Consider the following 13,430-nt stretch of genomic DNA (forward strand, 5'->3'; position numbering starts at 1 on the left):
ATAGACGCCTATGACGAGTGCTTCCTGTCGTCATCGGTCGTCACCTGCGGTATTGAAATTTTGTCGGCGTATACCGCCAAATTTTCAAGATAGACGCCCATGCGGCTTGCGCAGCACCATCAGATGGTGAAAATGAGCCGTGCACCAAGCGCTATTTTCAAGATAAACTAATGGGGTCGGAGGGCGGCTGAGGAACCCATGCTGAAACTGCAAATCCCGAAAAATCGCATGAACGCACTGATCGAATGGTTTCGCGACTCGTCGGACCCGGAGCGGCTCGAACGAGGCTGGGATCATTACCATAAAGGCCGGCTGGCCGGCATCGAGCTGCGGCATGGCGTCGAGGTCCATGCTCTCGTTCGCGATACCCGCTTAGCCGAGGTCATCCTGCAGCTGGACCGCATCGAGCGCAGCGAATGCAGTTGCCGCGACGAGGAGCCCTGCGAGCATATCGCTGCGCTGCTGTTCTCTTTGTACGCTTCGTTCAGCAGACCGGAGCTCATGCTTCTGAAGCTCAAGCAGGCGATGCTGATCAAGCAGCGCCAGCGGGAATCGCGGGCGACGGCAATCAGGAGCGAGAAGAAAAGCGACCGGCTCGATCCCCCGTCGGCTCTTGCTCCGCCATCCATGTGGCAAAAATATTTCGACCAGCAGTTCTACGGTTTCTCGATGTCGCAGCAGCATTCGGTCGAGATGTTCTACAGCGCCGCGAAAAACACGCTGCTGCCGGTCGCCAAAGACTGGGCGCCGCCGCTCAAAGAACTGTACGGACTGCACGTGCTGCTGTTCGTTTTGCGGAAGATCGGACATTTCTACGAGGAATCGAAGACATCTTACATGTCCTATTTTATCGAGACCGGCGCGCGCACGACGGGCCGGCAATGTCTGGACGACTTCCTCGCCATGCTGGCCGAGCTGGATGTTGACGAACTGGCTGCGAATCATCCGGCTTACTGGAAGGAGACTCTCGGCATGATCTCCGACATGGCGCTGTCCGGAGCGGAGACGCCGATCGCCTGGCTCAACGTATACCGCAGCGTATGGGGACGAATGGGCGCTTACTCCGACTGGTTGAACAAGGAGAAGGAGCGTCTGGCGCAGCTGCTGAAGCAGAGCGATGTGCCGCCGCGCCGCAGGGACGCTCTGCTGGCGGCTTCCGCGCATTTTGCGGTCATGCGCGGCGATGACGACGAGGCGCGCCGCATTCTGGATGGACTGCACAAGCGGGAATCCCGGGATTTCTTTCAGTATTTGCACCGCTGCTACCAGACCGGACAATGGGATCGCATGCTGGCATGGCTGAGATGGCTGCTGCCCGCCGTACAGCGCGCCCATCAGGAGGAGCTGCGGCAGTTTTGCCAGTATTGGGCGGAGGCGGTTCCGCATCAGCGGGACGATACTGAATGGGTCGAGGTGATGAAAGCTATGCTGCCGCGGACGTATTCTTTTTATACCGCCTATTTGCTCAAAGCTCACCGTTACCGCGCCTGGGTCGACCTGCAGCTGTCGGGACGCGTCTCCCCGCTCGAGCTGTATGCGCTTGACGTGAAGGCCGTGGAGAAGCACGATCCCGCCCTGCTGCTGCCCGTGTACCATCAGGCGGTGGAGCGGAGCATTGCCGAGAAGAACCGCGCTGCCTACAAAACGGCCATGCGCCTGCTCAAGAAGCTGCATTCCTTGTACCAAAAGCTCGGCAAGACCGATGCCTGGGAGGAATATATTCACCGGCTCGCCCTGAAGCATTCCCGGCTGCGCGCTCTGCAGGAAGAGCTGAGGAAAGGAAAATGGATTCCATGATCGACATCAACGCATTGAAGGTTCACGTTCGATGGATGCCGCAGAGCGGATTGTTTCTGTGGGGAATCCGCGGCCAGAGCGGCGCGCTCGACGCAAAGCAGTTGAAGGATTGGCTGTTCGCCTGGCACGAAGCTTCCTTCTACGGCACGTTCATCGAGGAGGCGGAATGGAACCAGCTCGGCGGCCTGCTGCTGCGCCCGCTCGAGGCGCTGAACTATTTCACTGAAGCGAGGGCGTATGCGGTTTCGCATCAGCGGCTGGAATACAGCCGCGAGCTGACCGAGCTGATCCGCCTCGCGCCGCATGTGCAGCAGGCGCTGACCGGCGGCCGCTTCATGCCGGACTTCGCGCAATGGAAGGCCGGGACGCTCGGCTGGAAGCTGCAGCTGCCCGAGGAGGCCGCCGCCTGGGCCGCCTCCGCCGTGGCAAAGCCGTGGCTTGAAGCGCTTATCCCGGCGTGGATTGAGGAAGACGGGGTCATGCGGGAACATCTCCGGCGGCTCGAGCGATCGCTGCCGCTGCTTGGCCGCAGCAGCGCCGCGGACGTGTGGATGGATGAGGAGGACTGGCTCGTCTCCATCGGCTGGCAGTCGGACAGGACGCCGTTTCGCACATGCCTGAAGCTGGAGGAGCCGGCCGTGCCGGACGGACCCTGGCCCTTGCGCATCGTGCTGCAGGACCGCGCGGACCGCGAGCTGATGTTCGAGCTGGAGCCGGCCGCTCTAACCGCTGGCGCTAGCGATAGCGCCGCCGCTGCGCCGAGCGGTTCGGCGGATGGCTCGGCGGACGGTGCAGCGGCGGCGGACGGCAGCGGCGGCCTGCCCGCCGCCTGGCGCGCCGATCTCGGCCGCGCCGCCCGCGACGCCGCCAAGTGGCAGCGCATCCTGCCGTGGCTCGGCGGCGAAGCAGGCTCGCTGCGCCGCGAGCTGTCCGCGGACGAGGCGTGGACCTTGCTGACGCAGGGCAGCCTGAAGCTGATGGAAGCCGGCAGCTCGGTCATTTTGCCGGCCTGGTGGGAGCGTATCCGCAAATGGCGGCCCCGGCTCAAGGCCAAGATCAAGTCGTCGGTCGGCACCGCCCCGCAGCCGCTGCTCGGACTCGATCAGCTCATGCGCTTCGACTGGAAGATCGCGATCGGCGAATTCGAGCTGACCGAGGCGGAATACCGGGAGCTGCTGGAGCAGAACCGCCGCCTCGTGCAAATTCGCGGCCAGTGGGTTCAGCTCGACCCCGAGCATCTGCTGCAGATCGAGCAGGCGATGAACAAGATCAACAAGCAGCAAGGCCTCTCGTTCCGCGATGTGCTGGGGCTGCATTTGCTCGGCTCTTCCGAAGGGGAGGAGGAACTGCAGTTTCGCCGCACGCTGCCGATCGAGGTGGAGCTGAACGAACAGCTGGAGGAGCTGACGGCCCTGCTCAACCATGCGAAACGGCCGCCTCAGGCAAGCGTCCCTCCTTCCTTCCGGGGAACGCTCCGGCCATATCAGCTGGAAGGCGTCTCGTGGCTGATCTTTCTGCGCCAATTCGGCCTTGGGGCGTGCCTGGCGGACGATATGGGCCTCGGCAAGACGATTCAGACGATTACGTATTTGCTGCTCGTGCGGGAGCAGCGGCTTGCCGGCGCAGACGGCGCAGATGGCGCAGACAGCGCGGCGGCAGCCGACAAGGAGCCGGCGAAGGCCCCGCCGTCTCTCTTGATCTGCCCGACCTCGGTGCTCGGCAACTGGCAGAAGGAGCTGGCCAGGTTCGCTCCCGATCTGCGCGTGCATCTGCACTACGGCCCGCACCGGGCCAAAGGCGCCGCTTTTGCGGAAGCAGTGCGCGGCTGCGATCTGGTGCTGACAACCTACACCTTGTCCCACCTGGACGAAGCGGAGCTGGTATCGACCGAGTGGGATGCGATCTGTCTGGACGAAGCGCAAAACATTAAGAACGCCTACACGAAGCAGGCTTCCTCCATTCGCAAGCTGAATGGCAGCCACCGAATCGCCTTGACCGGCACGCCGATCGAGAACCGGTTGACCGAGCTCTGGTCGATCTTCGACTTCCTGAATCCCGGCTATTTGGGCACGCTGTCCGATTTCACGCACCGCTATGTACAGGCGATCGAGCGCACCTCCGACAGCGAGCTGATCGCCAAGGTGCAGCGGCTGATCCGGCCGTTCCTGCTCCGTCGGGTCAAGAAGGACCCGAGCATTCAACTCGATCTCCCGGACAAGCACGAATACAAGACGTACGTGTCCCTCACGGCCGAGCAGGCTTCGCTATACGACAACCATATCCGCGGCCTGTTCGAGCAGCTCGACCGGTTGTCGGCGATGGAGCGCCGCGGCATGATTTTGGCGTCGCTGACCAAGCTGAAGCAAATATGCAATCACCCCGCGCTGCTTGCCAAGCAGCCTTTCCGGGACGATTGGCGCGGCCGTTCCAACAAGGTGGAACGGCTCATCGAGATGGTTCACGAGCTGCGCCTGGAAGGGGACCGGTGCCTCATTTTCACGCAGTTCGTAGATACCGGTCATCTGCTCCAGCTTGCGCTCGAGGAAGAGCTCGGCCGGCCGGTGCCCTTCCTCCATGGAGGCACCCCGCGAGCGGCCAGAGATCTGATGATCGAGCAGTTTCAGGACGAGTCGCTCGCCCCGGAGGAGACGTCCGGCGTCTTCCTGCTGTCGCTCAAGGCCGGCGGCACCGGGCTCAACTTAACGGCGGCGAACCACGTCTTTCATTTCGACCGCTGGTGGAATCCCGCCGTCGAGAAGCAGGCGACCGACCGGGCGTTCCGCATCGGGCAGAAGCGGCACGTCCAGGTGCATAAATTCGTGACCCTCGGCACGCTCGAGGAGCGCATCGACGAAATGATCGACAAGAAGCTCGGCCTAAGCCAGCAAATCGTCGGAACCGGCGAGCAGTGGATTACCGAGCTGTCCACCGACGACCTCAAGGAACTGTTCGCCCTGCGCGGCGATTGGGTGGAATCCTGACCGGAGCGAACCATCAAACAAGGGCTGTTCCCTGGGACAATAACGCGACCCACGGGAACAGCCCTTGTTCTGCAAGCTAATACTTGACCGAATAACGGGCCTCCGGAATCCAGCGGCGGCGGGCAAAATCGCGCCCTTTCACCACCACCTCGGAGGGATATACTTCCACGATCAATCCCTCGCTCTTGCCGCTGCCCGGCCAGGGCGACGCTGCGGACGAGCTGTTGAACGCGGCAAAGCCCAAGCTCTCCGGCCGCCCCGTTTCAGACGCTCCCAACCTAAGCTCCCTGTGCGTGTGGCCGGTAAACAGGATCACGCCCGGGGCCGAAGCTAATTCCGTCTTCAACGCGTCGGCAGGCACAACGCCCCGTTCTGTCGACGAGGGCCCCGGCAGCGGCTGATGCAAGAACACGAACATCGGCCTTCGGCCGCTTCGAGCAGCGCCGGCGAGCGTCTTGCCCAGCCAGCGCAGCTGCTCCGGGCTTAAATAGGCATCCTCATGCAAAGACGGGTCTGATTGGCGGTAACGCTCCATGCCCAAAAAAATAAACGGATAGCCCGCCACTTCTTTCCGGTAATATACCCGCGGCTCCCGTACGAACTGCAAAAAACGGCGAATCGAGGCGGCCTCCGTCTCCCCGTTGGGGAAAGACTCATCGCTCCATTGTCTGCGGACGTTATGCCAAGCCATGTAAAATTCATGATTGCCGATCGTGCAAAATACGTTCGGAGGATGCGGCCTCGCCGCCAGCAGCGACTGCAGCGTCCTGTAGTCGTCCGGATGCCCGTCGCCCAAATCTCCGTTCAGCACCAGGACCTGCGCTTGCGGGGCCGCCTTACTCAGGTCGCTTAAAGCCGCTTCAAATTTGCGGATGGCAGCGCGGTTCCAGCTTTGTACGTGAATGTCGCTAATAACGGCAAAGGTGAGCGTCGGCCGCTCCGGAGCGGAGACCTTGATATCCGGCGAAGCCGTTCGCGGACTGGCGGCGAGCAGCACGGCAACGGCCACCGGCAAGCATAGGCGTTTCCATCGGATCCGCCTCCTATCATCCGAACGGGACATTCTGCGGCGAAGAGACATTGGCAGTTCCACCCTTTCCCGGCATCGATTTTACTGCTTAATATGGCCGACGCCGGGAACGGCTATGCCGCAAATGCTTATTGACTGCGCCCCTTAACCGCGGACCCTCTTGGAGTGAGCCCGTGCCAGTTTATCGTCCGAGTCTGCCATTACCTCCGCCGGGCCTCGGTCAAGCGGAACTGTCCGATCAGCTGCCTGAGAAATTCGTTAATCGCTTCCACGTGCTGCGACGCTTGCCGGGCGTGCACATAATCCGTTTTCAGCTGCTGCACCTTGCTCTCCACCTCACTGGAGATGCGGCGGTTGCCGACGCTGACCTCGGCAATTTTGGCCATCAGCTCGACGACTTCCTCCACGACTCGCAATTTCTGGGAATCCCCTTTGCCAGCATCGCTCAGCAGATCCGATGCGGCGGCCGCAAGCCGGGAGCCTTCCTCCACTACCCGGGTTCCTTCGTCCATCGACGCGTTCGCTTCCTGCGCGCCTAGGTAAATTTGCTCGACGGTTTCATGAATCTCTTCGGTCGAACGGCGGGTCAGTTCGGCCAGCTTGCGGATTTCCCCGGCGACAACGGCGAAGCCGCGGCCGTGCTCGCCGACCCGCGCCGCCTCGATGGAAGCGTTTAGCGCGAGCAGATTGGTTTGCGACGAGATTTGCTCGATGACTTCGAGCACATCCTTGATCCGGCGAGTCGTCTCGACGAACTTGCCGATCGTGAGGTTCGTATCCGCCACTTTCTCCGCGATCTGGTTCATTTTGCCGCCGATTTTGTCCACTTCAGTCTGCGCGAGGGCTATTTGCCCGGCGGCCCGCTCTTCCAGCTCCCGAAGCGTCGTCCTCATATCGGAAACGGTGTCCTTGGCCAGATCCAAATCCTTCAATTGGCTGCGGATGCTGCGGATCATGCCGCCGATGTGATCGCTTACCCGTTCGGTCGATTGCGCCGTCGTCTCCATTGATGCCGTCAGCTGCCGCTGATGATCCATCACATCGCTGGCCGCCTGCTTCACCTGCAGCATGACGCCTTCGAGCGAATCGATCATGTTGTTCAGCCATTTGGCCAGCTCGCGCAGCTCGTCTCCGTCAAACTTGGCGGTGTCGAGACGCAGAGTCAAATCACCCTTGCCCTCCGCGTTCAAGCGAATGAAGCGGTGTATGCGGCGAAGGTGGCCGACGACGGGTGCTGTTCCTTTAGCATGCAGCAGCCATGCCGCGAAGAGGCCGAACATCAGGTTGATCAAGCCGACAAGAACGGCCGTGAGCAGGGGCGGCAGCTCTCCCAGGCCCGCCAGCGCCAGCACGGAAGCGAAAGCGAATAGCCCGAGGCCGAAGGCTTGGACAATGTGAAGCCGGGCGAGCTTCCACCCGATTCCCCGGATGCGGTATACCTCCTCGAGGTCTCCTTCGCACATCATGCCCCATACGTCCGGACAATGCGGCAGCTGAAACGTCACCCCCTTGCCGATGACGGGAATATGCCGATAATCGGAATAGCCGGGAAACTCCACAAACAAATTACTGCCGTTTTTGATCGTATTCGCTACGCCGGGATGAAGCTGTCCTGTAGCCGGATCGGTAAACACCAGCTCCAGCTCCGTATGATTGTTCACCTTGACCGGGCCCCAATCGGTCGTGACGCCGTCCTTCAAATTTTCGCCATGCGTAAACGTTCGGTCCTCGAACCGGCTCCGCGACAAGGCGGTGCCCGGGGCGATATGCGTTTGAACGCCCGGCTTGGCCATAAAGAGATAGTTGTCCCCGGAATCCGGGTAGACATGGCCGGATTCCCGCTGAATGAGGTCGCCGATCACGTCGTTCGGGACGCGCCCGCAGAGTGCGCCGACGCAGCGGCCCTCCCGCTCCAAAGGAACAATGAACAGAAGCGTCATTTCGTCGTGAAAAGACGAGGTGCTCGGCCCGATCTCAAGTGTCAGCGGGTCGGCATAAGGGCCGTACAAGCACCTTCGGCCCGCCTGGCCTTCCTTGACATACCGAAGCCCCTTCGACAGGACGCTTTCCGAGGCATACGAAGCTCCGAGATGCTTCGGATAGGTCGTAAAAACAACCCGCTCGCCGCTATCGAGTACGAACAGCTCGGAGAAATCCGCCGCTCTCCTTCGGGCTGCTTCAAACAGCCGCTTCCACTCGGCGTCATCCCGCTCCTCCGGAACGATCGCTCCGCCTTGAACCGAAGCCAATTGACTGACGAGCCGGTCCAGGTGCCCCCAATATTCCTCTGTCCAGCTGCGCAGCAGCTCCATTCTCGTCTCCGCGATTCCCTCGAAGATGTGCCGGGTATCCTCCTTCAAATCCCGATTCAGCCGGTACGACCACCAAAGCGGCAGCCCTTTTTTCCATCCCAACCAACCAAACATGGCATTCCCCTCCCCTATTAATCTATCTTTTGTCAAATATAATAACATAGCATATGAGACTTTGGTTATATATAAATAGGAATTTTATCATAAAATTTTGGTCTTTCGAACTACAAACCGAGGATGTACAGACCTTTTTGCCTGACTATCGAATTCCCTTAACTAAACCTTACATTATACGTCACAAGAAAAACCAGACTTTCCCTTCATGAGAAAATAAGAAAAATCGTCGATTGACGTTCCCGTGCATTGCTTGGAGTCCGCCAAGACTTCATTTTTCCCTAACCGGTCTTTGGGCCGTATTCCTATCCATATACCCCCTTGTAATACTCCGGGTACCTCTCTCCTCCGCAATCTTGCTGATACAGTCGCAAGCCCAAGCCCGGGAAATGTGGGAAAATTGCGGTGGCACTTCCGGATCTCCGATACTGCCTGCCTTGAGAGAGGGCTCAGCCGCTCTCCTTCCTGCGCGCCCGCGGAGGCTCACTATCTGCCGGGCCCACTGGCGGCACCGCCACCTCCGATGGAGGAAACGCTTGAATAAGCACGAAACTCGATCTTATCCCTGGGAAAAATCAGCGAAGCACCAAAATAAGACTGAATTTCGTTCTTATCTCGGTAAAATCGCTCCCCCGTTTCCGGAGTCACCAGCTCGAATAAGGTCGTTTTTCAATCTTATTCAAGCTCAATGGGCTGTTTCGGGATAAATAAGGTCTAAGGTCATTTTTTCATTCTTATTTTGCTTGGGGGGTTAGGCTGGGCTAGATACGGATGGTCCTGAGGTCTGCCTGGGGGCTGGATACGGTTAGGTCGCACGCCGTCATGGAAGCGCAGATCACCGGCAAGACGATCGTCACGCTCTTGGACGTTCCTGTCCAGCCGAAGGGCTTCCTTCTCGCTCCGGCTTATGGGTCCAGGGGGCAAGCGTGATACAGCTTTAAAAAGGGTACCTTCACGCTTTAGTCTGTATAAGAAAGGCGCCTTGCGGCGCCTTTAAATAAGATCGATGCGTTTGGCGGGATACTCAAAAATCAACGTACCGCCAACATAAGACTGAATTTTTTTCATGCTTATCTCGATGAAATCGATTCGTATTCTTATCGGCTCCCGTCCGTGCGTCAGGCGATCGCAACGGCTTACTCCGTAAATCCAATATGCGCCATAAATTGCCCGAAGCCTTGGCGTCCATGCTCATCCCGCTTGTACACGCCGGCATCCTTCAGCACATCGGCGAATTTCCGCCCCGTCTCCGCGCGAAGCACGCTGTCCGCTTCGTCCGCGGACAGCGACGTGCCGTAACGCTCGGCCAGTCCGGCGATCCAGGCCGCATGCCGATGCAGCGGACCACTCTCGCTTGACAGTTCCGGATCGTCCAAAGACAGCGCGCCCGTCAGCACCCCGGCCAGCGCATCCAGCTCGTCCTTGAGCCGGCCGGGAAGCACCGCCAGCCCCATCACCTCGATCAGGCCGATATTTTCCTTCTTGATATGATGCAGCTCCTTGTGCGGATGGAAGATGCCGTCCGGATGCTCGTCGCTCGTCCGGTTGTTGCGCAGCACAAGATCCAGCTCGTACTCCCCGGCCGCGTTAAAGCGGGCGATCGGGGTCACCGTGTTGTGCGGCACGAGCTCGCCGTCCTTGTCCGTATAAGCGGCGATGTCCCGATCGGGATCGCTGTATGCCCTCCACCGCTCCAGAATCGTTGCGGCCAGCTTCAGGAGCCGTCCGCGGTCGCCGCCGGACAGCCGGATGACCGACATCGGCCAGCGCACGATCCCCGCCTTCACCCCGGGAAAGTCCGGATGGCGAAAGCTGCGCTCGACCGGCGCCTTCTCCATGGCGAACCGGTGCCGCCCGCCCTGAAAATGCTCGTGGTTCAGGATGGAACCGCCCACGATCGGCAGATCGGCGTTCGAGCCGATAAAATAATGAGGAAAAGCGTCGATGAAGTCCAACAGTCTCTCGAACGTCCGCGTCGATATCGTCATCGGCCGGTGTTCCCGGTCGAACACGATGCAATGCTCATTGTAATAGACATATGGGGAATATTGGAAAAACCACGGTTCGCCGGCCAGCTCCACAGGAATGACGCGCAAATTTTGCCTGGCCGGATGGTTCACCCTTCCCGCATAGCCGACATTCTCGACGCATAGCAGGCATTTCGGATAATGGCTCTGCGGCGCATTTTTCAGCATGGCGATTTCCTTCGGGTCCTTCTCCGGCTTCGACAGATTGATCGTAATCTCGAGATCGCCGTATTCCGTCGACGCCAACCAATACCTGTTTTTCCGGATGCGATCCATGCGAATGTAATTCGAATCGATGCAGAGCTTGTAAAAGTCGTCCGTCGCCCGCTCGACCGGCCCGCTCTTGGCCGCGGCCCAGAAGCGCCGCGCCACCTCCGACTGCCTCGGCATCAGGCAGCCCATCATTTTGGCGTCGAGCAAATCGCGCAGCGTCGTGTTGTTTGCCGCCAGCAGCCCTGCCGCTTCGGCCTCATCCAACAGCGGCTCCAGCACCTCCTGGGCGGTCTCCGCCGCCGGTTCGTTCAACTCGGTGCCGTAAGGCTCGGGAATGCCGAGCAGATCGAGGAGAGCGTTGCGCGCCTCATAGATGTCCAGCGGCTCCAGCAGCCCCTTGCCGAGGCCGAACTGCAGCAGCCGTTCGACCAAATAGGCGGCGCGGCCGCCGCTCTCCGCATGTTCGCGAGTCGTCATGTCCCTCGCGCTCCCTCCTATCAAAATTTCGGCAGGCAGGCGGGCAATTACCGCTGATACCCGTTCGGGTGATTCTTATGCCACTGCCATGCGGAAGCGATGATGCTCTCCAGGCTGTCGCGGCTTGGCTTCCAGCCAAGCTCCGTGCGCGCCCGCTCGCTGGAGGCGACCAGCACGGCCGGATCGCCGGCGCGGCGGGCTTCCGTAACCGCCGGAATCGCATGGCCGGTTACCCGGCGCGCAATCTCGACGACCTCCTTGACGGAGAAGCCCTTGCCGTTGCCCAAATTGTACACGCCGCTCTCGCCCCCGGCGCGCAGCTTCTCCACCGCGAGAATGTGCGCGTCAGCCAGATCCGTCACATGAATATAGTCGCGGATGCAGGTGCCGTCGGGAGTCGCATAATCGTCGCCGAAGATCGAGATGTGCGGCCGCTGGCCAAGCGCCACCTGCAAAATGATCGGCACCAGATGCGTCTCCGGCGAATGATCCTCGCCGATGTCGCCGCTCTCGTGAGCGCCTGCCGCGTTGAAATAGCGCAGCGATACATATTTGATGCCGTGGGCCGTATCGAACCAGCGCATCATTTTCTCCATGGCCAGCTTCGTTTCGCCGTAAGCGTTCGTCGGCAGCGTCCGGTCCGATTCGACGATCGGCACGTTCTCCGGCTCGCCATATGTTGCGGCCGTGGAGGAAAAGACGATTTTGTTCACGCCGTATTCGTTCATCTTCTCCAGCAGGCAGAGCGTTCCGTACACATTGTTGTGATAATATTTTCCCGGATTCTGCATGCTTTCCCCGACCAGCGAATTGGCCGCGAAATGGATGACCGCTTCGATCGGATTCTCCTTAAATACCGTATCCAGAAAATCTTTGTCGCGGATATCGCCGACATACAGCTTGCCACCCAGCAGCGCTTCGCGATGTCCTTGCTGCAGGTTGTCGACAACGATCACCTCTTCGCTCTTAGCGAGCAGCTCTGCCACCGTATGCGAGCCGATGTAACCGGCTCCTCCCGTAACCAGAATAGCCATTGCTCATCTCTCCCTCATTGTCGTATTGCCGGGTCAGGCCCGAAATAGCCGGATAGCCATCCGCGCCTTGGCGCTATGCCGTCGTCAGCTCCTGCACCCCGTCCCCGATATCGCACACATAAAAATCCGCGGTCAGCCCGGTCTTCGCGCGGTAGACGCGCCCCACTTCGTCGATAAACCGCTCCACGGCGTCCCGGTGCACCAGCGATACCGTGCAGCCGCCGAAGCCGGCCCCGGTCATGCGGGAGCCGAGCACGCCCGGCACGCGGCGAGCTGCGTCAACCATCGTATCGAGCTCGACGCCGGTCACCTCGTACAGATCGCGCAGCGAATCGTGAGAGCCGTTCATCAGCTGCCCGAACGCGGCCAGATCGCCCTGCTCCAGCACCTTCATCGATTGCAGGACGCGGTCGATCTCTTCCACCACATGCTGCGCCCGGCGGCGCACCGTGTCGTCAGCGATCGCATGCTTCGCCCCGTTGAACTGATCCCGCGTCAGCTGGCCGAGCAGCCGCAGCTCGGGGAACTTGGCACGAAGATCGGACACCGCCTGCTCGCACTGCGCGCGGCGCTCGTTGTACTTGGAATCGACCAGCCCGCGCTGCTTGTTCGTATTGCCGATGACCAACCGATATTCGCCGCTCCGGAACGGCACATGCTTATACTCGAGCGTATCGCACATCAGCAAAATCGCATGCTCCTTCTTGCCCATCGCTACGGCAAACTGATCCATAATGCCGCATTGGACGCCCATGAACTCGTTCTCCGCCTTCTGGGACAGCAGCGCGACCTCGATCTTGTCGGGAGTCTGCCCGGCCAGCGTCAGCAGCGCAAAAGCCGTCACGACCTCAATCGAAGCGGAGGAAGACAAGCCGGAGCCGTTCGGTATCGCCCCGCTGTATAAAATGTCGCAGCCAGGGACGCTCACTCCCCGCAGCTGCAGCTCGCGAATAATGCCCTTCGGATAATTGGTCCAGCCGTCCTCCGTATCGAAGGCTACCGATGAAATGGAAATTTGTTTGCGCAGCGGAAAGTTGGTCGAAGCCAGGCCCACCTGCCCGTCGCTTCGCTCGCGGACAAGCATCGTCGTGCCGAACGTCAGCGCCGCCGGAAATACGTAGCCTCCGTTGTAATCCGTATGCTCGCCGATCAGATTCACCCGGCCCGGAGCGTGGAAGACGCGCAGCGGGAAGGCGCTGTCCGCGCCGTACAGCGATATGAACCGTTCCTTCAATGCCTGGATATCTGCCATGAGTAAGCACCGCCTTTGTCAATGAATAGATTGCCCTGCAAGCGGCCGCCGCCCCCCGGCCGCCAGTATCATTTCCTGCTTCAAGTATAGCTTCTTCCGTCCAGCGGCACTATGGAGCGAAATCAGCATCACATGGAAATTTGTTAGCTCCTCGGCGCCTCTGCAGCCAATCCGCGCTGTGCTCATGCTATAC

8 protein-coding genes are annotated in these 13,430 nt (G+C 60.1%); 3 read left to right on the top strand and 5 right to left on the bottom strand.

The genetic code is table 11. The annotated features are described in order from the left end of the window. Positions 1 to 198 precede the first annotated feature (198 nt). Positions 199 to 1,797, top strand: a complete 1,599-nt coding sequence (locus F591_RS0122600; protein ID WP_019536883.1) for an SWIM zinc finger family protein — start codon at positions 199 to 201, stop codon at positions 1,795 to 1,797. Next, positions 1,785 to 4,778 (top strand): DEAD/DEAH box helicase, encoded by a 2,994-nt coding sequence (locus tag F591_RS0122605; RefSeq protein ID WP_083935589.1) that lies wholly within the window; start codon positions 1,785 to 1,787, stop codon positions 4,776 to 4,778. Before F591_RS0122600 ends, F591_RS0122605 begins: the two co-directional genes overlap by 13 nt. A 76-nt stretch (positions 4,779 to 4,854) precedes the next feature. Here the strand turns inward: F591_RS0122605 and F591_RS28785 are convergent, their stop codons facing one another. Both F591_RS28785 and F591_RS0122615 read right to left on the bottom strand, forming a co-directional pair. Continuing rightward, positions 4,855 to 5,787 (bottom strand): metallophosphoesterase family protein, encoded by a 933-nt coding sequence (locus F591_RS28785; protein ID WP_245581104.1) that lies wholly within the window; start codon positions 5,785 to 5,787, stop codon positions 4,855 to 4,857. A 221-nt stretch (positions 5,788 to 6,008) separates the two neighbouring features. Then, positions 6,009 to 8,234: a methyl-accepting chemotaxis protein gene (locus F591_RS0122615; RefSeq protein ID WP_019536886.1), complete on the bottom strand. Its 2,226-nt coding sequence runs from the start codon at positions 8,232 to 8,234 to the stop codon at positions 6,009 to 6,011. A gap of 771 nt (positions 8,235 to 9,005) precedes the next feature. On the opposite strand from F591_RS0122615, the gene F591_RS31705 reads away from it, so the two are divergent. Continuing rightward, positions 9,006 to 9,164, top strand: a complete 159-nt coding sequence (locus F591_RS31705; protein ID WP_019536887.1) for a hypothetical protein — start codon at positions 9,006 to 9,008, stop codon at positions 9,162 to 9,164. A 206-nt stretch (positions 9,165 to 9,370) separates the two neighbouring features. Here F591_RS31705 and F591_RS0122625 read toward each other — a convergent pair whose 3' ends face one another. From F591_RS0122625 to F591_RS0122635, 3 genes are all read right to left on the bottom strand, one after another. Further along, on the bottom strand, positions 9,371 to 10,951 hold the full coding sequence (locus F591_RS0122625; protein ID WP_019536888.1) for a UDP-glucose--hexose-1-phosphate uridylyltransferase: 1,581 nt from the start codon (positions 10,949 to 10,951) through the stop codon (positions 9,371 to 9,373). A 47-nt stretch (positions 10,952 to 10,998) separates the two neighbouring features. Further along, entirely contained in the window at positions 10,999 to 11,985 is a 987-nt protein-coding gene (gene galE / locus F591_RS0122630; RefSeq protein WP_019536889.1) for a UDP-glucose 4-epimerase GalE, read from the bottom strand. A gap of 73 nt (positions 11,986 to 12,058) precedes the next feature. After that, entirely contained in the window at positions 12,059 to 13,237 is a 1,179-nt protein-coding gene (locus tag F591_RS0122635) for a galactokinase (RefSeq protein ID WP_019536890.1), read from the bottom strand. Positions 13,238 to 13,430: the final 193 nt, after the last annotated feature.

Origin of the sequence: Paenibacillus ginsengihumi DSM 21568 (assembly GCF_000380965.1) — a bacterium.
Classification (GTDB): Bacteria; Bacillota; Bacilli; order Paenibacillales; family NBRC-103111; genus Paenibacillus_G; species Paenibacillus_G ginsengihumi.

What these genes read in the sequence shown, in the direction of transcription:
- F591_RS0122600 (WP_019536883.1), top strand. Translation starts at nt 199, where the DNA reads ATGCTGAAACTGCAAATCCCGAAAAATCGCATGAACGCACTGATCGAA.
- F591_RS0122605 (WP_083935589.1), top strand. Translation starts at nt 1,785, where the DNA reads ATGGATTCCATGATCGACATCAACGCATTGAAGGTTCACGTTCGATGG.
- F591_RS0122615 (WP_019536886.1), bottom strand. Translation starts at nt 8,234, where the DNA reads ATGTTTGGTTGGTTGGGATGGAAAAAAGGGCTGCCGCTTTGGTGGTCG.
- F591_RS31705 (WP_019536887.1), top strand. Translation starts at nt 9,006, where the DNA reads ATGGTCCTGAGGTCTGCCTGGGGGCTGGATACGGTTAGGTCGCACGCC.
- F591_RS0122625 (WP_019536888.1), bottom strand. Translation starts at nt 10,951, where the DNA reads ATGACGACTCGCGAACATGCGGAGAGCGGCGGCCGCGCCGCCTATTTG.
- galE (WP_019536889.1), bottom strand. Translation starts at nt 11,985, where the DNA reads ATGGCTATTCTGGTTACGGGAGGAGCCGGTTACATCGGCTCGCATACG.
- F591_RS0122635 (WP_019536890.1), bottom strand. Translation starts at nt 13,237, where the DNA reads ATGGCAGATATCCAGGCATTGAAGGAACGGTTCATATCGCTGTACGGC.